This window comes from Micromonospora sp. NPDC023737 (assembly GCF_040639715.1).
Lineage (GTDB): Bacteria > Actinomycetota > Actinomycetes > Mycobacteriales > Micromonosporaceae > Micromonospora.
In genome coordinates this window covers 18,556-37,573 of record NZ_JBFAAL010000009.1, presented here as the reverse complement: position 1 = coordinate 37,573, position 19,018 = coordinate 18,556, and the positions used below count along the sequence as shown (strand labels likewise).

16 protein-coding genes are annotated in these 19,018 nt (G+C 73.9%); 5 read left to right on the top strand and 11 right to left on the bottom strand.

Annotation, left to right across the window (positions count from 1 at the left end):
* Nucleotides 1-61 precede the first annotated feature (61 nt).
* Nucleotides 62-958, bottom strand: a complete 897-nt coding sequence (locus AB0F98_RS19850) for a pentapeptide repeat-containing protein (protein WP_357737281.1) — start codon at nt 956-958, stop codon at nt 62-64.
* A gap of 202 nt (nt 959-1,160) precedes the next feature.
* Nucleotides 1,161-2,189 carry a DUF5919 domain-containing protein gene (locus AB0F98_RS19845; protein ID WP_357737279.1) on the bottom strand — a complete coding sequence of 343 codons (1,029 nt, stop codon included), beginning with the start codon at nt 2,187-2,189 and terminating at the stop codon, nt 1,161-1,163.
* A gap of 179 nt (nt 2,190-2,368) precedes the next feature.
* Between AB0F98_RS19845 and AB0F98_RS19840 the strand changes: the two genes are divergently transcribed.
* Nucleotides 2,369-2,974, top strand: coding sequence for a hypothetical protein (locus tag AB0F98_RS19840; RefSeq protein ID WP_357737277.1), 606 nt, complete (start codon nt 2,369-2,371; stop codon nt 2,972-2,974).
* 26 nt (nt 2,975-3,000) lie between these two features.
* Here the strand turns inward: AB0F98_RS19840 and AB0F98_RS19835 are convergent, their stop codons facing one another.
* Nucleotides 3,001-3,816 carry an SDR family oxidoreductase gene (locus tag AB0F98_RS19835; protein WP_357737275.1) on the bottom strand — a complete coding sequence of 272 codons (816 nt, stop codon included), beginning with the start codon at nt 3,814-3,816 and terminating at the stop codon, nt 3,001-3,003.
* Between the two features lie 118 nt (nt 3,817-3,934).
* Here AB0F98_RS19835 and AB0F98_RS19830 point away from each other — a divergent pair, with 118 nt between their 5' ends.
* On the top strand, nt 3,935-5,353 hold the full coding sequence (locus tag AB0F98_RS19830) for an RtcB family protein (protein ID WP_357737273.1): 1,419 nt from the start codon (nt 3,935-3,937) through the stop codon (nt 5,351-5,353).
* A 13-nt stretch (nt 5,354-5,366) separates the two neighbouring features.
* On the opposite strand, the gene AB0F98_RS19825 is transcribed toward AB0F98_RS19830, so the two are convergent.
* Nucleotides 5,367-5,786, bottom strand: a complete 420-nt coding sequence (locus AB0F98_RS19825) for an archease (protein WP_357737271.1) — start codon at nt 5,784-5,786, stop codon at nt 5,367-5,369.
* Between the two features lie 103 nt (nt 5,787-5,889).
* Here AB0F98_RS19825 and AB0F98_RS19820 point away from each other — a divergent pair, with 103 nt between their 5' ends.
* Nucleotides 5,890-6,492 carry an MBL fold metallo-hydrolase gene (locus tag AB0F98_RS19820; RefSeq protein WP_357737269.1) on the top strand — a complete coding sequence of 201 codons (603 nt, stop codon included), beginning with the start codon at nt 5,890-5,892 and terminating at the stop codon, nt 6,490-6,492.
* Here AB0F98_RS19820 and AB0F98_RS19815 read toward each other — a convergent pair.
* Both AB0F98_RS19815 and AB0F98_RS19810 read right to left on the bottom strand, forming a co-directional pair.
* On the bottom strand, nt 6,459-7,247 hold the full coding sequence (locus tag AB0F98_RS19815) for a phenylalanine--tRNA ligase beta subunit-related protein (RefSeq protein ID WP_357737267.1): 789 nt from the start codon (nt 7,245-7,247) through the stop codon (nt 6,459-6,461). The genes AB0F98_RS19820 and AB0F98_RS19815 overlap by 34 nt on opposite strands.
* 10 nt (nt 7,248-7,257) lie before the next feature.
* A complete protein-coding gene (locus AB0F98_RS19810; protein WP_357737265.1) occupies nt 7,258-7,869 on the bottom strand; it encodes a LysE family translocator in 612 nt (203 codons plus the stop codon).
* A gap of 67 nt (nt 7,870-7,936) precedes the next feature.
* Here AB0F98_RS19810 and AB0F98_RS19805 point away from each other — a divergent pair, with 67 nt between their 5' ends.
* Both AB0F98_RS19805 and AB0F98_RS19800 read left to right on the top strand, forming a co-directional pair.
* The gene (locus AB0F98_RS19805) at nt 7,937-9,451 is read left to right on the top strand and encodes a PLP-dependent aminotransferase family protein (protein WP_357737263.1); all 1,515 of its coding nucleotides are present in this window, start codon (nt 7,937-7,939) and stop codon (nt 9,449-9,451) included.
* A 353-nt stretch (nt 9,452-9,804) separates the two neighbouring features.
* Entirely contained in the window at nt 9,805-11,883 is a 2,079-nt protein-coding gene (locus AB0F98_RS19800) for an NPCBM/NEW2 domain-containing protein (RefSeq protein WP_357737261.1), read from the top strand.
* A 94-nt stretch (nt 11,884-11,977) separates the two neighbouring features.
* On the opposite strand, the gene AB0F98_RS19795 is transcribed toward AB0F98_RS19800, so the two are convergent.
* The 5 genes from AB0F98_RS19795 to AB0F98_RS19775 form a co-directional block, all read right to left on the bottom strand.
* Entirely contained in the window at nt 11,978-12,793 is an 816-nt protein-coding gene (locus tag AB0F98_RS19795; RefSeq protein WP_357737259.1) for an alpha/beta hydrolase, read from the bottom strand.
* 109 nt (nt 12,794-12,902) lie between these two features.
* Nucleotides 12,903-15,299: a tetratricopeptide repeat protein gene (locus tag AB0F98_RS19790; RefSeq protein ID WP_357737257.1), complete on the bottom strand. Its 2,397-nt coding sequence runs from the start codon at nt 15,297-15,299 to the stop codon at nt 12,903-12,905.
* On the bottom strand, nt 15,296-17,056 hold the full coding sequence (locus AB0F98_RS19785; protein WP_357737255.1) for an ABC transporter permease subunit: 1,761 nt from the start codon (nt 17,054-17,056) through the stop codon (nt 15,296-15,298). The genes AB0F98_RS19790 and AB0F98_RS19785 overlap by 4 nt, the downstream gene beginning before the upstream one ends.
* A complete protein-coding gene (locus AB0F98_RS19780; RefSeq protein ID WP_357737253.1) occupies nt 17,053-18,333 on the bottom strand; it encodes an extracellular solute-binding protein in 1,281 nt (426 codons plus the stop codon). Before AB0F98_RS19780 ends, AB0F98_RS19785 begins: the two co-directional genes overlap by 4 nt.
* A complete protein-coding gene (locus AB0F98_RS19775) occupies nt 18,330-18,956 on the bottom strand; it encodes an ATP-binding cassette domain-containing protein (RefSeq protein ID WP_357737251.1) in 627 nt (208 codons plus the stop codon). Before AB0F98_RS19775 ends, AB0F98_RS19780 begins: the two co-directional genes overlap by 4 nt.
* Between the last annotated feature and the right edge of the window lie 62 nt (nt 18,957-19,018).

The following is a 19,018-nucleotide window of genomic DNA, read 5'->3' as shown; positions in this document are numbered from 1 at the left end:
CCCGCCGGAAATCGGGGGAAACGTCCGCCTGCCGGGGGAGAAAACCGTCGTCCGGCTGATCTCAGCGGCGGCCGCGCCGCGCCGCTCGTGCCGGCCGGGGCGTACGCGGCACCGGAGCGAGCGGTACCGCCGTCCAGTGCGCCGGCCGGGTCGACCCTGCCGGCAACCGGGTACGAACATCACCACGGGCGGCGTCCAGCTGCGACTGGTGCAGGAAGATGCTGCCGGAGAGGTCGGCCCCGCGCAGGTCCGCGCCCCGCAGGTCGGCGCCCGTCAGATCGGCCAGCTGCAGGTCCACCCCGCGCAGGTCGGCGCCGATCAGCAGCGCGCCCCGCAGGTTGGCGCGGCGCAGGTCGACGCCGCGCAGGTCCGCCCCGAACAGTCGGGCACCCCGCCGGTCGGCGCCCGGCCGCCCACCCCGGGACCGGGCAGCGTCGCCGGCGCGCGACAACAACACGTTGACGCGGTCGCGGTGCGCCCCGACGTCCAGGGCCAGCAGCTCCTGCGGGCTGCCCTCGGTGAGCCGGACGGTCTGCGCGCGGGCCTGGTCGAGCTCGTCGCGCAGCCCCGCCGGCGGGCGCAGCGCAAGCGCCTCGGTCAGGTACCAGAGCAGCTCCTGCAGCGGGCGCATCACCGTGAACGTGTCGAACATGACCTGCGCGGTCTCCGGTTCGGCCCGCCAGTCCCGCCCGCCGAAGGTCACCTGGGCGACCTGTTGCCCGGCGCCGAAGCAGTCGAAGACCGTGCAGCCGGGAAAGCCGCGGCCCCGCAGGTCCGCGTGGATACGGCAGCGGTGGTCCGGGCGCAGATTGGGGCAGGGCTGCCCGGCCGGCTTGTCGATCGCGAAGTCGGCGGACGCGGCGAAGGCCGGGACGACGCAGCAGAGGCCGAAGCAGCGCGCGCAATCGGCGCGCAGGGCGTCCCGCTCCGGCCCCGAGGGCCGGGAGTTCTCCGACACGCTGACCGCTCTCCTACCGTCTCGACAGGCTCGTCACCGGCGCTGGCCGGGCGGGGTGCTCCCATTGTCCCGCCGGCCACGGCTCGGTCGCCGGTCGGGGTCACCGCGCGTGCCGTCCGGCCACCCTCGTCCCCGGGTGCCGCTCCTGCTGACGGCGACATCTGCACGGGTACAGCGGGCGGGGGAGCGGAGGACCGGGCGGCTACCTGGGTGCGAGGCGCAGGATGGCGCGCTCACCGCGCGCCGGGCCGTACTTCTCGTCGAAGCGCCGGGCCACCGGGTGGCGCTCGTCGTCAGCCGGCTCGATCAGTGTGAACACCCGTGGCGCCGACCCGGGCGTACGAGGCAGCGGCGCCCGCGCGGTGAGTGACAGGTTCGGCCGTGACCGCTCGCAATCGATGTAGTGCTCGCCGTCAACCTCCACGTACGCCATCTCCGCCCGGAGGTAGTCGGAGTTCTCGGTGCCCAGCGTCACCGCCAGCCGGTCGTATCGCTCCAGCGGCACGGTGGCCTGGTCGTGGTCCCACAGCTCCTCGAACCGGGCGTGCACGAAACCGCCCAACGGGCTGCTCATGTCGACCTCGAGTTGGGGAACGTTGAATGACAGCTTGCCGACGGGGAAGAACGAGATGAGGGACCGCCCGTCCCATTGGTAAAGCTGGATCGACGGTGACGCGTCGTAGATCCGCACCTCGAACCGCTCGTTCTCACCGATCTTCTTCCGCAGGGCCATGAGGTGTCGCAGATTCGCCCGGATGTGGCCGGGAACGTCGACGCCCTGTCGCTCCAACTCCTCGGAGCGCTGCTGGGCCGCCGTGCAGTCCGGGTCGAGCAGGAGCAGCTGCACCTCCGCCCCGTTACGCAGGGCCGCCTCGATCGCGTCCAGGGTCGCCTGCCGGTGCTGGTCGTCGAGCAGGATCGTCCAGGTGTCGAGGACACGCACCCGCCTGCACCTGCCCAGCCGCGCCACGAACGCTTCCTGGTCGAAGCTCAGGTGTTCCTGCACTCGGGCCTTGCGGGCCTCCTCGAACAGCGGATCGAAGATGACGTACGAGATCGCCGCGAGCACCACGCTGGCCCCGAGGTTGAGCAGCAGGTCGCTGAGGAAGCCGCCGCTACGCCAAGCGGCCAGCAGCATGACCACGGCAGTCGCCAGCAGCCCGCCGCCGACCACGAACGCGCGCCGCTGCCGGGGCGTACGACCTGACCGCCAGCCGCCCGGCCGCCGCATCCGGCCTCCCCTCCGGGCCGGCCGCCGCCGTGGCGCCCGGCGATCATTTCGGATGACGGCAGGATACGGGACCTGGTGGCCGCTGTCCCCTACGGAACCACCGCATTCGCCGATGAGTACCGTCCCGGAACTCATATCGTGACGATGCCCGGCTGGTAGACCACGGACGGTGAGGTGCCATGGACGACAGTGAACGCGAACAGGCCCTGCTCACCGCCCTCACCACCGAACACTTCGTGCTGCAGACCTCGCGTAGCGCGACGGTCACCGAGTCGGTGGGCCGGGCGACCATCTTCCTGTCGCTGCTCTCCGCCGCGCTGATCGGACTCGGTTTCGTCTCCGGCACCGGCGCGCTGGTCCGTCCGTACCTCGGGGCGGTGCTGCCCACCTTGGTGGTCACCGGGGTGCTCACGTTCCTGCGACTCGTGCAGAACATGGTGGAGAACGAGGTGGATCTGGAACGGATGCAGCGCATCCGGGCGTACTACCACGAGCGATTGTCCGCCGGGCACGACTTCTTCGCCGACGCGGTGTCGGGCGGCGGTGGCGCCGTGGCCACCTGGGCCGCGGTCGGCAACAGGCCGGGGCGGGCGCAGTTGCTGCTCACCACGGCGTTGATGGTGGGCGCGGTGAACGCTCTGTTGTTCGGGCTCGGGGTGACGCTGCTGACCGCACTCGCGGGGCTGCCCGCCGGGCCCGCCATCGGTGTGGGCTCCGCGGTGGCGCTACTGGCCTTCGCCGCGCAGTTCGCCTACGTCGCCCGGTCGTCGACGGCGCAGACCTAGGCTCCCGCCGGGGCGACCGCCGACCGTCACGCCGGTTCGACTCGTCGCCAGTCGTTCGAGGTGAGCGCGACGGCCTGCGGGCCCATCATCAGCATCCCGCCGTCCACCGGCCAGGAGGCGCCGGTGACGTACGCGGCCGCGGGGGAGGCGAGCAGCGCGACCACCGCGGCGACCTCCCGCGCGTCGCCCGGGCGGCCCACCGGCACGCCCGGCCGTTCCTGGGTGACCGGGTCGACGTCCTCCTGCCCGGTCATCGGGGTGGAGATCTCGCCCGGCGCCACCGCGTTGACGGTGATCCCGTCGACGGCCAACTCCTGCGCCATCACCTTGGTGAGTAGTCCCAACCCGCCCTTCGCCGCGCAGTACGCGGCCGAGCCGACCCGGGGCGCGTGCTCGTGCACGCTGGTGATGTTGATGATCCGGCCCCCGGCACCGGCCGCGAGCATCCGTCGGGCGGCCCGCTGCGCGCACAGGAACGGCCCGTCCAGATCGACCGAGAGCACCTCCCGCCAGGCCTCCCAGCCGGTGTCGACGAACGGCGCCGACGCTCCGGTGCCGGCGTTGTTGACCAGCACCCCGATGCCGCCGAGCCGGTCGGCCAACTCGTCGACGACGCCGGCCGAGTCCGGCAGACGCGTCAGGTCCATCTCCGCGACCTCGCAGGCACGCCCGGTGCCGCGCACCTCGGCGGCGGTCCGCCGGGCGCCGTCCGGGTCGCCGTACCAGGTGATGCCGATGTCGAAACCGGCCTGGGCGAGAGCCACCGCGCAGGCCTTGCCGATGCCGGAGTCCGCGCCGGTGACGATCGCTGTGCGGGGGTAGTCCTCGAAACGTGCGGGCATTGCGCCTCACTACCCAGCCGGTGCGAGCGCAACCAGACTCGGACCACCCGGTTGTGGACGTCGGCTCGCGCCGGCGGGTGCCACGTGTAAGGCCGGCGACCGCGGGTAGCCGCGGAGGATGCAGTTGGTGGAGGAGTCGCCGTACCGGTTCCGGATCGACCAGCACGACCCGATGCGGGTGCCGGGCGTGGTCTTCGCGACCCGATCGCTGCTGCCCGACGCCGGTGCGGACAAGTCACTCGAACAGGTGGCGAACGTGGCGACCCTGCCCGGCATCGTCGACGCGTCGTACGCCATGCCGGACGTGCACTGGGGCTACGGGTTCCCGATCGGCGGCGTGGCCGCCACCGACGTCGAGCACGGCGGCGTGGTGTCGCCGGGCGGCGTGGGTTTCGACATCTCCTGCGGCGTACGGCTGCTCGCCGCCGACCTCGACCGCGCGGAGCTCGGACCGCGGCTGGACGCCCTCATGGACGGGCTGTCCGCGTCGACACCGCGGGGCATGGGGAAGGGGGCGGTCTGGCACCTCACGGACCGCTCCGAGCTCGACGGTGTGCTGCGCGGCGGTTCCCGGTACGCCGTCGAGCGCGGCTTCGGCGTCGAACGGGATCTGACGCGCTGCGAGGACTACGGCGCCGTCGACGACGCGAACCCGCACGAGGTCAGCGAACGGGCGGTGGAGCGGGGCGCCCGGCAGGTCGGCAGCCTCGGCTCCGGCAACCACTTCCTGGAGGTGCAGGCGGTCGAGGAGGTGTACGACGACCCGGTGGCCGCCGCCTTCGGCCTGCGTCGTGGGCAGCTCTGCGTGATGATCCACTGCGGATCGCGGGGGCTGGGTCACCAGATCTGCACCGACTACGTCCGGCGCATGGAGAAGGTGATGGCCCGGTACGGCATCCAGGTGCCGGATCGGCAGCTGGCCTGCGCACCGGTCTCGTCGCACGAGGGGCAGGCCTACCTGGGCGCGATGGCGGCCGCGGCCAACTACGCCCGCGCCAACCGGCAGTTGCTGACGGATGCCGCCCGCAAGGTCTTCGCCCAGCAGACCGGGCGGAACCTGGACCTCGTCTACGACATCTCGCACAACCTGGCGAAGATCGAGAATCACGAGGTCGACGGTGCCCGGCGCAGCCTCTGCGTACACCGCAAGGGCGCGACCCGCGCGTTGCCGCCCGGCCACGAGGATCTCCCCGCCGACCTGCGTGACGTCGGCCAGCCGGTGCTGATACCCGGTTCGATGGGCACCGGCTCGTACGTGCTGACCGGCGTTCCCGGCTCACCGGCGTTCGCCTCCACCTGCCACGGGGCGGGCCGCGTGCAGAGCCGCAAACAGGCGGTCAAGGCCGAGCGGGGATCGGACCCGCGCCGGCAGTTGGAGGCGCAGGACATCGCCGTACGCGGCGCCTCCCGTCGCGGGCTGGCCGAGGAGATGCCGGCGGCGTACAAGGACATCACGGCCGTGATCGAGTCCGCCGAGGGCGCGGGGCTGTGCCGGAAGGTCGCGCGGCTGGTGCCGATCGGCGTGGTCAAGGGCTGAGCGCACCCGACGGTCACACGTCGAGGGTCACCGCGCAGGACCAGCCGCCGCCGTCCGGGCCGAACCGCAGCTCGTGCAGGGAGACCGCCTTCGGTACCGCGCCGATCAGCTCGACCGCCTCGGTGTCCGTCACCCGCCAGCGCACCCGCAGGCCACCGCTACCGTCGTCGGTCACCTCGGTGGTCAGCGGCAGCTCGTCCGCCGTGTCCATCCGGAAGATCACTTCGTCGAGGACGTTCACCAGGAGGTCCTCGTCGGTACCGGGCGGTGTCTCGTGCTCCCGGGTGGGACCGGGCGGTGCCCCGGCGCTGTCGGTGAAGGTCTCGACCAGCGCGGTGACCGCCTCGGACACGCACTCCTCGCGGGTCGGCGCCCACGCCTCGATCCGGACGTCGGCGGTGTGCGGCACGCACCGGTGCCCTCGCTGCCCCATGCCCCGATCATCCGCCACCCGCTGACCGTCGGCCGGTCGACCGCGCGACCTGTCCACCAGCGTGACGTGTCGGGGTGTCGCATCGATCCGTTAGCGTCATCGGATGCTGATCACCAAGTACACCCACTCGTGCGTACGGCTCGAGGACGACGGCGGGGTGCTGGTCATCGACCCCGGCACCTGGAGCGAACCGCGCGCTCTGGCGGGTGCGGACGCCGTCCTCGTGACGCACGAGCACACCGACCACGTCGACGTGCTCCGCCTGGCCGGCCTCGGTGTGCCGGTGTACGCCCCGGAGGGCGCCCACCTGCCCGACCTGGTTCCGCTGCCCGTGATCCCGGTCCGGGCCGGGCAGCGGTTCACCGCCGCCGGCTTCCCGGTGACCGCGGTCGGTGGCCGGCACGCCCTGATCCACGACGGTCAGCCGGACTGTGTCAACCTCGGCTACCTGGTCGACGGCGACGTCTACCACCCGGGCGACTCGCTGCACGTGCCGGACGAGCCCGTGCGGACCCTGCTGGTCCCTGGGCAGGGGTCGTGGATGCGGCTGGGCGAGGCGATCGAGTTCGCCCGGGCCGTCGGCGCGCGCCGCACGCACACCATCCACGACGCGCAGATCAACGAGCGCGGCCTGGCCAGCGTCACCGGCTGGTTCGGCGAGACCGTCCCCGGCTACCGCCACCTCGCCCCGGGCGAGACCGCCTGATTCGGGCCGGGTCGGCCGGCATTCGAATCCGGCCGGCTCGTCGGGCCTTCTGACGGCTCCTCGGGGACCTCGAACGCCGGCGCGGAGCCGGTCAGCACCGCGCGGGCGGTCGGCACCGCCCCGACCGCGGTCAGCTCTGCCCGCAGCGTGTCGACCAGCCGGGCCACGTCCTCGGCGGCCGTCGCGTGCAGTCCCTCAGCCACGATCAGCACCTGCGATGTCTCCGCACGTACCGCCGACCAGCCGCTCTGCCGGTTGGTCCAGCGGCGCGCGTGGGCACGTCCCGTCTCGTCGGCGTACGTCACCTCGCCTGGGTCCGGCCGCTCGACGCCGCCGCCGAACGTCACGTACTCCTCGTCGCCGTCGGCGTGCCGCACCGTCAGGTCTCCGCTGATCCGGTCGGTGTCCAGCACGGCCACCGGGAGGGCGTACGCGACCGAGATCGCGTTGCAGAGGTCGACCAGCGGATGCAGTCGCGGCAACTCGCCGTCGAGCCGCAGCCGCCGCAGCAGCGCCTCAGCGGCGCACCGGTACTGCGTCGGTCTCAGGCCCGTCGCCGCGAACGCCCGCCGCCACGCCCGGATCTCCGGGAAGCCCGCCTCCGGGCCCGTCGCCAGGCGGGCCCGTGCCTGGCCGGTGAACTGGTCGACGCGGGGGGCCACGGCGAGTTCCGTGGTGACGCCGGTGGCGACCAGGACGCCGGCCACGAGGTCAGGGAAGGCCGCGCGGAGCGCCGCGGAGTGCTGGAAGCGCACGGGAAGGCTCCTATCGATCGGTGAGGACGAGCGAGACGCCGAGCGCGACGAACGTGCCGGCGACGGTACGGCGCAGCCAGGTGGTGACCCGGGGCCGGGCGAGCACCCGGTCCCGCACCGCGGCGGCGGCCACCCCGTAGCCGCTGAAAACCACCAGGGTGAGCAGCATGAACACTGCGCCGGCCACGAGCATCCCCCGGGTGGCGCCGGCTCCGGCCGGATCGACGAACTGCGGCAGGAACGCGACGAAGAACAGCGTCGGCTTGGGGTTGAGCAGGTTCACCAGCACCGCGGTGACGATCACCCGCAGCGCCGAGCGGGGCGTCGGGTCCGCGTCCGGGGTGAACGCGCTGCGATCCCGCAACGTCGACCAGGCGACGTAGAGCAGGTACGCCACGCCCGCGTACCGCACCGCGTGGAACGCCGTGGCGCTCGCCGACAGCAGGGTGGCCAGTCCCGTGACCGCCGCGAGCAGGTGCGGCACCGTGCCCAGTGTGCAGCCGACTGCGGCGACCAGGCCCGCCCGGGCGCCCCGGGAGAGCCCGGCCGACAGCGTGTAGATCACTCCGGTGCCCGGGGTGACGACCACGACGAGCGTGGTGACCAGGAACGCGACGCTCACGAGGGTCCTTCCGATGCGGTGACGGCGGCACCTGCCGCCCCACCCACTCTGCTGACAGGATGGCCCGATGAGCAGGGCCAAAGCGCAGTCGCCCGGGAGGTCCGTAACGCTGGTGGCGAGTCCGGCCCTCCGCACCGCCGGATCCGACTTCCTGCACCTCGACATCGCCGAGGCGCCGCCCGGCGGTCGAGCCGCGTGGCTCGCCGAACGGCTGCGTGGCGCGATCGCCGAGGGGCGTATCGCCGTGGGCGCTCGATTGCCGGCGACCCGGTTGCTCGCCGCGGACCTCGGCGTCTCCCGCGGGGTGGTCACCGAGGCGTACCAGCGCTTGGCGGAGGAGGGCCGGATCGCCGGGCGCGGCCGGGCCGGCACCGTGGTCGTCGCCGCACCGCCGCCGCCCGTACCGCCCGCCGTCTCGGTCACCTCGCCGTCGCCGGCCGCACTCTTCCCGCCCGTGCCGGGCAGCGACATCTTCGACGCCGTACGTACCGCGCCCGCGCGGATCGATCTGACCCCGGGCGTACCCGACCTGGCCGCCTTCCCGCGTGCGGACTGGCTGCGGGCCGAGCGGACCGTGCTGCGGCGGCTCGCCGCGGCCGACTTCGGCTACGGCGATCCGTGCGGGGCTCCGGCGCTGCGTGCCGCCGTCGCCGCCTGGCTGGCCCGTAACCGGGGCATCGCCGCCCACCCGGCCGACGTGATCGTCACCGCGGGCGTCTCGCAGGCGCTCGGCCTGCTGGCCCAGGCGCTGCTCGGCGACGGGATCGACCGGATCGCGGTGGAGGAGCCGGGTTCGCTCGGCGTACGGCAGCATCTGAACAACTGGGGTGTGGCCACCCCACCGGTCACCGTGGACGCAGCCGGGCTGCGGGTCGACGAACTGGTCGCCACCGGCGCCCGTGCGGTGATGCTCACGCCGGCGCACCAGTTCCCGACCGGCGTGGTGCTCGACGGTCGCCGCCGGCGCCAGCTCGTCGACTGGGCCCGCGACGGCGGGTTGATCGTCGAGGACGACTACGACGCCGAGCACCGTTACGACCGTCCACCCGTGCCGGCGTTGCGGGCCCTGCTGCCGGAGCAGGTCTGCTACGCGGGCAGCGTCTCCAAGCTGCTCGCCCCCGCGTTGCGGGTCGGCTGGCTGATCGTCCCGCCGCGTCACCGGGACGCGGTGGTGGCCGCCAAGCGCAACGCCGACCTCGGTACCTCGATGTTGCCGCAACTGGTGCTCGCCGAGCTGATGACCACCGGTGCCCTGGAGCGGCAGCTGCGGCTGCTGCGCCGCCGGCACGTACGCCGCCGGGACGCGATGGTCGCCGCGCTCGCGCGGCACCTGCCCGGTGCGACGGTGCACGGCGCGGCAGCCGGTCTGCATCTGATGGTCACGCTGGACGAGGCGGTGGCGGATACCGAACTGGCGGCGGCGACGCTGGAACGCGGCGTGAAGGTGCAGCCCCTCTCTTGGCACTGTCAGCGGACGCACCCGCCGGGACTGGTGCTCGGGTACGCCGCCAGCACGACGACCGACATCGAGCGGGGCGTCGCCACGATCGCCGCCGCGCTACGTCGAACGCGTACCTCGTGAAGCGCGGCGCCGGCCGATCCCGGATGTCGGACCGGGGAGTTCGCACGGGGGAGGGGCGCCGGCGCGGGGAGCAGGGGTCGACGTGCAGGTAGGACGGTCGAACCCTCCACTCACAACTCGTAATTTACGAATTAATATTGACACGCGCTCGTAACCGGATGCAGGATCCGTGGAAACACGGGCGTCACGGGCCGGCGGCCCATCGCGGGGGCGTGCCCCGAAGCCCGGCCGACGTGCGGGCACGCCCCGACACGGTCAGCCGAGAGGCGGAGGGAAGGGCTGTGCGGGCTCGTCGGCTCGTCGTGACGTCCGGCGTCCGTGTTCCGGCACCCCCGGCAGCAAAGGAATCCAATGTGAAACGACAAGGCCTAGCGGCAGTGCTGGCCCTCGCGACCGGCCTGCTGGTCGTACCCGCACCCGCCCACGCCGCCCCGGCGGCCGGCGTCGCCCCCGAGTCGGCGTCCGAGGTGTTGAGCCCGACGCCGTACGCGGGCTGGAACACCTACTTCGGCCTCGGCGGCAACTTCTCCGAGCAGTCCGTACGCGAGGTCGCCGACGCTCTCGTCTCCCGCGGCCTGGCCGAGGCCGGCTACGACATCGTCTGGCTCGACGGCGGCTGGCAGGACCCGGAGCCGCGTACGGCCGCCGGTGACCTCCAGGCCGACCGGACCCGCTTCCCGAACGGTCTGAAGCCCCTGGTCGACTACATTCACGCCAAGGGCCTGAAGGCCGGCATCTACACCGACGCCGGGCCGTACATCCCGGGCAAGTGCGGGCTCGGCAGCGGCGGCGGCAACTACCAGCGTGACGCCGACCAGTTCGCCGCCTGGGAGTTCGACGCGGTCAAGGTGGACTTCCTCTGCGGCATCGCCGCCGACCTGGACCCGAAGACCGCCTTCACCGAGTTCGCGCGGGCGCTGCGCGGCAACGCCAGCGGCCGGCAGATCATCTTCAACCTCTGCAACCCGGTGACCTCGCCGGACTGGGGCAACTACCCGGAGGAGCAGCAGTCCACCTACTCGTGGACGTACGCGCCGGAGATCGCGCAGTCCTGGCGTACGTACACCGACGTGGGGTTCGTCGGCGACATCAAGTTCAAGGACGTGCTGCGCAACTACGACGCGAACGCGCGGCACCCCGAGGCCGCCGGGCCGGGTCACTTCAACGACCCGGACTACCTCGCCCCCGAGCTCGGGATGAGCGACGAGGAGTTCCGTACCCAGATGTCGCTCTGGGCGATGGCCGCCGCGCCGCTGATCGTCGGAAGTGACATCCGGAAGCTCAGCCAGACCAGCGTGGACATCCTCACCGACGCCGACGCGCTCGCCATCAACCAGGACCCGGCGGTCGTCCAGGCCGTCCGCGTCGGCCCCGCCGGCACCACCGAGACGTGGGTGAAGCGCCTCGCCAACGGCGACCGGGCGGTGCTGCTGCTCAACCGCGGTGAGACCTCGAAGACCCTCACCGCGAAGGCGTCCGCCGTCGGTCTGAGCGGGGACCGGTTCACGCTCAGGAACGCCTGGACCAACGAGGTCACCGAGAGCGCCGGCACCATCAGCGCCGCCGTTCCCGCCCACGGCGCGGCGCTGTTCCGCGTCGCGACGGCGCACGGCCTGCCGGGCGTCCCGCACGTGACCGCCGGGCTCCCGCAGGTGACGCAGGTCGGCGGCGCCCCGCTTCCCGAGGGCACCGCTGCGGTGCTGGCCGGCGGGGACGAGGCGAAGGTCCAGGTCGCGGTACGCAACGACGGCGTGCTGCCGGTCTTCACCCCGCAGGTCGCGCTCACCACGCCGGACGGTTGGCAGGTCCGGCCGCTCAACCGAGCGCCGAAGCTGCTGAATCCCGGTGGCAGCGCCACCGTCACCTTCACCGTGACCCTGCCCGGCTCGGCGGCTCCCGGCGACGCCACGCTGACCGCCACCACCTCGTACGACGTGCTCGGCCACGGCCGCCGGCAGCAGCGCACGGCGTCGACCCTGGTGGTCGCGCCGGTGCCGCCGGACGGCGAGACCGTGCTGTCGCACCACACGTGGATCAGCGCCACCAGCGGCTGGATGAACCCGACCATCGACCAGAGTGTCGGTGGCGGATCGCCGATCAAGATGCTCGGCCAGGTCTACCCCACCGGCATCGGGGTCGCCTCGCCGTCGACGGTCCGCTACTACGTCGGCGACCAGTGCAGCCGGCTGGCCGCCGTCGTCGGCATCGACGACGCGGTCAACAACGTCGGCCCGGACGGTGGCACGTCCACCTTCCAGGTCGTCGGTGACGGCCGGGTGCTGTACGACAGCGGTGTGGTGACGCGGGAGGCCGTGCACCAGGTCGACGTCGACCTGACCGGCGTCCGGGTGCTCGACCTGGTGGTCGGTGACGCCGGCGACGGTGGCTACAACGACCGCGCCGACTGGGCCGGGCTGAACGCCACCTGCTGACGCGGCAGCTGTCGCACCCGGGTGACCCCGTCACCCGGGTGCGGCAGTCGTCGTCCGCCCGGTCGTGGAGACCGTAGCGGTCAGCGGTCAGCGGTCAGCGGTCGGCCGGACGGCCGGTGCCGACCCCGGCGATGATCCGGGCGAGCGCGGCCGGCTCGGCCAGGTGCGGGAAGTGGCCGCCGCCGGGCAGGACGTCGATGGTCACGTCGGGCAGCATCGACTCCAACCAGCGCCGGTACGGCGGCGGCGGCTCGCTGCCCGCCACGTAGTGGTACGGGATGCCGAGCGACCGGATCCGCTCCAGGTCCCGCACCCGCTGCTCGGTGAACGCCTCGTCGGCGGTCACCAGGATCTCGTTCCAGTACCCGAGGAGCAGGTCCTGCCGCGGGGTGGTGGCCGTACGGACCGCCTCCTGCGCGGCCGGTGGCAGCTGGTCGATGCCCATTCCGGCCAGCAGCGAGTTCCAGAGCTGCAGGTAGTCGGGGCTGCGCAGCACCGGCTCGTTGCGGCGCAGCAGCTCACCGAACGGGCCCAGCAGCAGCGGCTGATCCACGTTCACCACCCCGCGGGTCGGGTAGCGGGACGCGTAGACGGTCGCCAACGCGCCGCCGAGCGAGTGGCCGACCACCACCGGACGGTCGAACCCGGCGTCCGTCACCGCCCGGTGCAGGACGTCCGCGACGTCACCCGTGTGGTACGAGTCGCCCGCCGGTGACCCGCCGTGGCCGGGCAGGTCGAGTGCCAGCGCCCGCCGGCCCGGGTCGAGGCTGTCCAGTTCGCGCAGGGTCGGTGCCCACTGACTCCGGTCGTACGTCAGGCCGTGCAGCAGGACCATCGGCGGGCGGTCGTCGTCCGTCCCCTGGCTGTCGGCGGCCAGGCCGCCGAAGTGCTGCTGCCGTGCGTCGCCCATCTCATCCCCCGTCACACCGCCGGTGCCGCCGGTCCCGCCACGCTGACCTGGCGAATCGTCCGATCCTAGCCGGGTCGGGACCGATCGATGCCCGGGCGGGTCGAGGCGGTCACACCTCGTGGACGGCGGCGTTCAGGCGGGCGTCGGCCGCGGACTGGCCGGCGCCGTCGCCGACCGCCTCGCAGATCCCCGCGGCGTCGACCCAGTGCCGGCGGGCCTCGTCGGCGTCGTCCAGGGCCGCCGCCGCGTCACCCAGGTAGAGCAGGGTGCGGCCCAGCCCGGCGGTCGGCCGGCCGGCCTCACGCAGCCGACGGCTCTCGGCCAGCCAGTCGTACGCCTGACGGGCCTGCCCCGGACCGGCCGCGAGCAGGGCGGCACCGGCGTTGAGCAGCACGGCGGCCCGCCCGGTCGGGTCGTTGACCGAGTCGTACTCGCGCAGCGCCGCCCGCCACGCCTGCGCCGCGTCCAGATGCTCCCCGAGGCCGGTGTGCACCAGCACCAGGTTGGTCAGCGCGGCCGCGTAGCCGCGAGCGTCGCCGAGCGCGTTGAACGTGTTCGCCGCCCGGACCAGGTGGCGGTGGGCGTCGTCCAGTTCGCCCCGGGCCAACCGGGCCGCACCCAGCGCCAGGTCGGTCAACGCGAGCCCGGCGCGATCAGCGCCGGAGCGATGCCGCCGCGACCAGGTCAGGTGGTCCACGGCGTCGTCGAGCTGTCCGAGGTCGAGCAGGGCGAGGCCGAGGTTCATCCGGGCCTGTGCGGTGGCCCGGCGGCCGCGTTCGACGACCGCCAGGTTCAGTACGGTGGCCGCCCGGTGCGGCTCGTGCCGGCGCCGGTAGAGCGCACCCAGTTCGTTGTGCGCCCAACCGGCGACCTCGGGCCGGTCCTCGGCGGTGGGGGTGGCGAGCACGGTGCGGCACACCTGCTCCCACTCGTCCAGCCGCTCGGCGTGGGCCAGCCAGCCGCAGAGCGCCACGGACAGCCGGAACCACCAGCGGCGTACCCGGCGGGGTAGCGTCTCGGCCGCGCCGGCCGGCACCCGCACCACCGCCAGCAGCAACTCCTGGTGCAGGTCGAACCAGCCGTACGGGTCGTCGTCCAGTGGCAGCGTCCATTCCCGGTCCGGCGGTGACCCGAGCGCGGCGAGGCTGGCCGCGTGCCGCTCGGCGTGCTTCGCCAGGTGCCGGGTGAGCCGGGCCTGCGCGGCGACGCGCCGGCGGACCGGGTCGACAGCACGCAGGTGCAGCCGGGCGTACCCGGCCAGTGGCGGACGGATCTCGTAGCGGTCGCCGTCCCGGCCCCGCACGAACGCCGTGGCGGTCAGCTCGTCGAGGAGCGCGGACACCTGCTCGGGACGCCGGGCGGCCAGCGCCGCGATCGTCGCCCGATCCACCGGGGCGGGGCTGAGCGACATCAGCCGGTACAGCCGGCGCGCCTCGGCGGACAACGCCCGGTACGCGGTGTCGGCCTCGGTGAGCAGCCGGGCCGCCGGGGCGAGACCGGTCCGCTGGTGCGGCGGTGTCCGTACCGCCCGTTGCAGCGCATCCAGCACGTCCGCGTGCCGCCAGCTGTGCTGCGCCGTGCGGTAACCCAGGGTGCGTACCGCCCGCGGCTGTCGTCCGCAGATCTCCACGATGTCCCGCACCAGCGGGTCGGTGCGCGGGTCGGCCCGGCGGGTGCGGGCGGCGGGCGCTGCCTTCCCTGCCGCCGCGAAGATCTCGACCGCGTCGTCGGTGTCGGGCTCGTTGATCCAGCGCTCCGCGACGCCCCGCAGGCCGATCAGCGCGGGACCGCCGGCGAGCAGCAGCCGGCAGGTGCGAGTGGTCGGCGGCAGCAGTGGACGCACCTGCTCGGGGCGGTCCACGTTGTCGAGCACCACCAGGATCCGCCGGCCGTCGAGGTGCCGGCGCAGCGCGTCGGCCGCCTCGGCGAGCGCTTGTGGGCGGGCGGAGGCGGGCAGGGGCGTGCCCAGGATGCGGGCCAGTGCGGTCAGCACCTGCCGAGCCGACCGGGGCCGACCCCCCGGGCGCAGGTCGAGGTAGTACTGCCCGTCCGGGAAGTCGTCGCGGCACCGGTTGGCGGCCTGGATCGCGCACGCCGACGTGCCGACCGCCCGCCGTCCCCGTACGGCGACCGCCTGCTCGCGGCCGAGCAGGTCCGCGACGTCGTTCACCGCCGCGTCCCAGCCGGGCATCCGTCCCGGCGACGGCCAGCCGCTCATCCGGTCCGGCGGGAGGGTCGGCGCGCCGCTCGGCGTGGCCACGCCGTTCGCGAACCCGGTTCCGTCCGGCCGCCCGGCCCGCCGGCGACGTACGTCGAACACCACCCAGCCGAGTGCGCCGCTGATCACCAGCGCGAGGCTCGCCGGCCCGAGGATGGTGGCGGCCAGCTCGGAGAGCAGGTTGCTGGCCAGGTTGACGAGCACGCCGCCGACAACGGTGGTGACCGCCACGAGGAACGGCCAGCGGGGTGGCCGTCCACCGCCCTCGCGGCCGTTCGGGGCGGTCACCGGACACCGCCGGAGACGAGACCCGCGACGAGATGCCGCCGGGCCAGCACGACCAGCAGTGCCGGCAACATCGAGGCGATCACCGAGCCGGCCGCCAGCGCCCCGCTGTTGGCCACGAAGCCGCGGGTCTGCCCGGCCAGGAACAGCCCGAGCGGCGCCGAGTCCGGCCCGCTGAACAACAGCCCGACCACCAGGTCGTTCCACACCTGCACGAACTCCAGCACCGACACCGCGACGATCGCCGGACGGCAGTGCCGGGCCAGCCGGCGCAACGTGCCCCACCAGTGCCGGCCACCCAGCCGGGCGGCGCGCAGCCGATCGGTCGGCAGGTCCGCGAACGCGTTGCGCAGCACCAGCACCGCGAACGGCACACCCAGCGCCACGTGCACCAGGACCAGACCCCGAGCGGTGCCGGAGGAGAGCGCCACCCCGAGCACCTCGTTGACCGGTCCGGCGATCACCTGCACCGGCACGACGACAGCGATCATCAGCAGCAGTCCGGTCGCCTGCGCGGCCGGTCCGGTCAGCCCGGCCAGCGGGTACGCGGCGAGCAACGCGACGACCAGCACCGCGGCGGTGACGCCGGCGGCCAGCAGCAGCGTGAACGCCAGCGATCGCCACAGCTCGGAACTGGTGAGCACCTCGTGGTAGGAGGCGAGGCTGGGCCGCGCCGACCACCACCCCCGTGCCGCGGCGTCCACCGGCCCGTGCAGCGAGGTCGCCACCAGAACGGCCAGCGGTACCAGCCAGGCCATGGCGGCACCGGCGGCGAGCAGCCGGAACGGTCGCGGTGGCGGGGCGGCCACCGGGTCCGGCTCGGCGTCCCGCGGCGGTGGCCACGCCTGCCGGACGAACAGCGCCGCCACCAGCATGCCGGCGGCGACCGCCACCAGCCAGATCACGCCGAGCGCCGCGCCCTCGCCGGTGGTGGTGCCGCCGGAGGTCTGCCACACCCGCAGGGCCAGCACCGCCGCCTCGTCGCGCACCGAGCCGGGCGCCATCACCAGGATCAGGTCGAACGTACGGCTGGTGCCGAGCGCCACCAGGGCGAACACCACCGCCACCGTACGCAGCAGCAGTGGACGCCACTGCGCGTCCCAGAGCACGTGCCGGCGGGTGCCGCCGTAGGCGCGTACCGCGTCGGCGAGGCTCGACGGCAGCCGGTCCAGGGCGGCCCGGAACACCAGCACCGCCAACCCCACCCACGCCCAGACGAACGCCGACATCAACGCCACGGTGACCAGGCCCGGACCGAGCATCTGCGGCACGTCCTCGCCGGTGCGCCCGGTCAACCGGGCGGCGACGAGGGTGGCCAGTCCCCGGGACGGGTTCGGGTCGTACATCAGGCGGAACGTCACGCCGGTGACGACCAGCGGCAGCGCGGTCGGCACCACGAGGATCAGCCGGACGAGCTTGCCCTCCTGCGAGCGGCGGGAGGCGACGGCGAGCAGGTAGCCGAGCCCGGTCACCACGGCGGGCACGAGCAGCGCCCACAGCACCGTACGGCCGACCACCGCGCCGGTGCCGGGTGCGGCCAGCGCGGCCCGGAAGTGCGCGGCGCCGACCCAGTGGCCGCCGCTGGTCACGCTGGCGTGCAGGGTCCGCAGCACCGGCCAGAGCACCAGGGCACCGAGGAGCAGCGCGGCGGGCAGCAGCAGGGCGGTGGACGCGCCGACCGCCGGGTACGCCCGACCCCGCCGGGGCGGCCCCACGTCGTCGAGCACGACCGGTTCACCGAGCACCGGCAGTCTGCTCATCGGCCACCACCGGCGTCGCGAGCCGCCGCGGCGAGCTGCTTCGTGGTGCGGCGGATCGCCTCGGCGGCCGGTACGCCGTCGGTCACGTCGGCGAAGAAGTCCTGCATGATCGGCCAGATGCCGACCCCGTCCGAGCCGGTGAACGGGCCGGGCAGGCGGTCGGAGAGGTCGAAGCGCACGGTGCCGGCGGTACGCATCTCCCTGGCCAGTCGCTGGCGGAGCGGGTCGGCGTAACTGCCGGGCTCGACTGTGACGTCCGGCGACAGGTAGCCACCCGCGCGCAGCCAGGGCCGGAACGAGGCGGCGTCGGTGAGCCAGCGGACCAGGTCGACACCGGAGCGGGACCCGGCGAAGGCGACGGCAGCGTCGCCGCCGACGATGAGCGGACCGTCGCCGGGCCGGACGCCGGGGAACCGGAACGTCGCCGGCTCCTCCGGCCCCTGCCGGAAGCGACGGGCCACACCGTCGGCGAAGTCGCCCTCGAAGACGGTCACCGCCCGGCGGGTGTGCACCACCTGGATCACCGATTCCTCGTACTGGGTGAGCAGGGCCCGGCGACCACCGCCGGGGAAGGCGCCGTCGATGCTCCAGATCTCGGCGAGCCGGTCGAGGGCCTCGCGCACCGGCCGGCCCTGCCAGTCGGCGGTGGGCTCCGCGAGGGCGTCGTATCCGTCCGGTGCCACGTCGGCCAGCACGTTCTCGAACCAGTCGGTGAGCACCCAGCCGTCGGCGGCGCCGATCGCCAGTGGGGCCGGGCCCCCGTCGCGGCGGGCCCGCGCGGCGAGGCGGCGGGTGAGCAGCACCAGCTCGTCCCAGGTGGCCGGCGGCTGCGGGAGCATCGACGGCAGGTGCCAGAACAGCGACTTGTGGGCCGCTTTCACCCAGACCCCGTAACGTTGCCCGTCGTCGCCGCGGAGCAGCCCGGCGAGGCTGCCCGGAACACCGTGGCCGGGGGCCGGGTTCAGCGGGCTGAGCCAGCCCCGCCGGGCGTACTCGATGACCAGGCCCGGGCGGGGCAGGATCGCCACGTCGGGACTGGTCCCGGCGAGCTGCCGCGCCCGCAGGAACGCGTCGATGTCGTTGCCGGCGCTGACCACGTGCACCGGAGCGCCGTAGCCGGCCACCACGGCGCGGAACGGCACGAGCTCCCCACCGCTCCAGACCACCGCCACCTGCACGGCCCGCCCGCCGTCGGAGCAACCGGCCGCGATCGTCGCGGTGCCGGCCGCGGCGGCCGCCAGCAGCGTACGACGGCTCACCCGCCCCGGCGCCGTCACTGTCGCACCGCCTCGGCGGGGAGTTCCACCCGGACCGGGATCTGCGCCAAGGTGGCCGGGTCGGCCGTGCAGACGAGCACGGCCACCCCCGGTGCGTCCGCCGGGGAGAGCCGGGGCGTCAGGTCGTCGAGCCGACCGCCATCGGCCATCCCGCCCGGCAGGTCGACCACCAGCACCTCGGGCAGGCAGGCGGCGGCCCGGGCCAGGGCCACGCGGAACCGCTGGGCGTCGGTGAGCACGTGCGGCAGCAGGGCGAGCGTGGGTGCCAACTCCAGCCGCTCGACCACGGTGGCCGTCCAGTCGTCGGCCATCTCGCGCACCCGCTCCCGCTTGCGTTGGCCGTACTCGATGTTCCGGCGGACGGTCAGCTGCGGCAGCAGCGCCCCGCCGGCCGGCACGTAGCCGATCTGCCGGCGCGAGGGCGGCAGCTCGGTGACGTCCCGCTCGCCGACCAGGATCCGCCCGTCCACCGGCGGGGCCAGCCCGGCGAGGACCCGGGCGACCGCGGTGCCGACGCGGGGCGGCGCGACCAGTGCGGCCACTCGGCCCGCCGGCACCTCGAGGGTCACCGGCCCGGTGCCGGGCACGGGGACCAGCGCGCGTAGCCGTAGCGTGACTCTCACCTCCGGTGACTTCGTCGTCCCCGTTCCAGGGTGGCACATCGTGCCGGCGATCGATGCCCCGC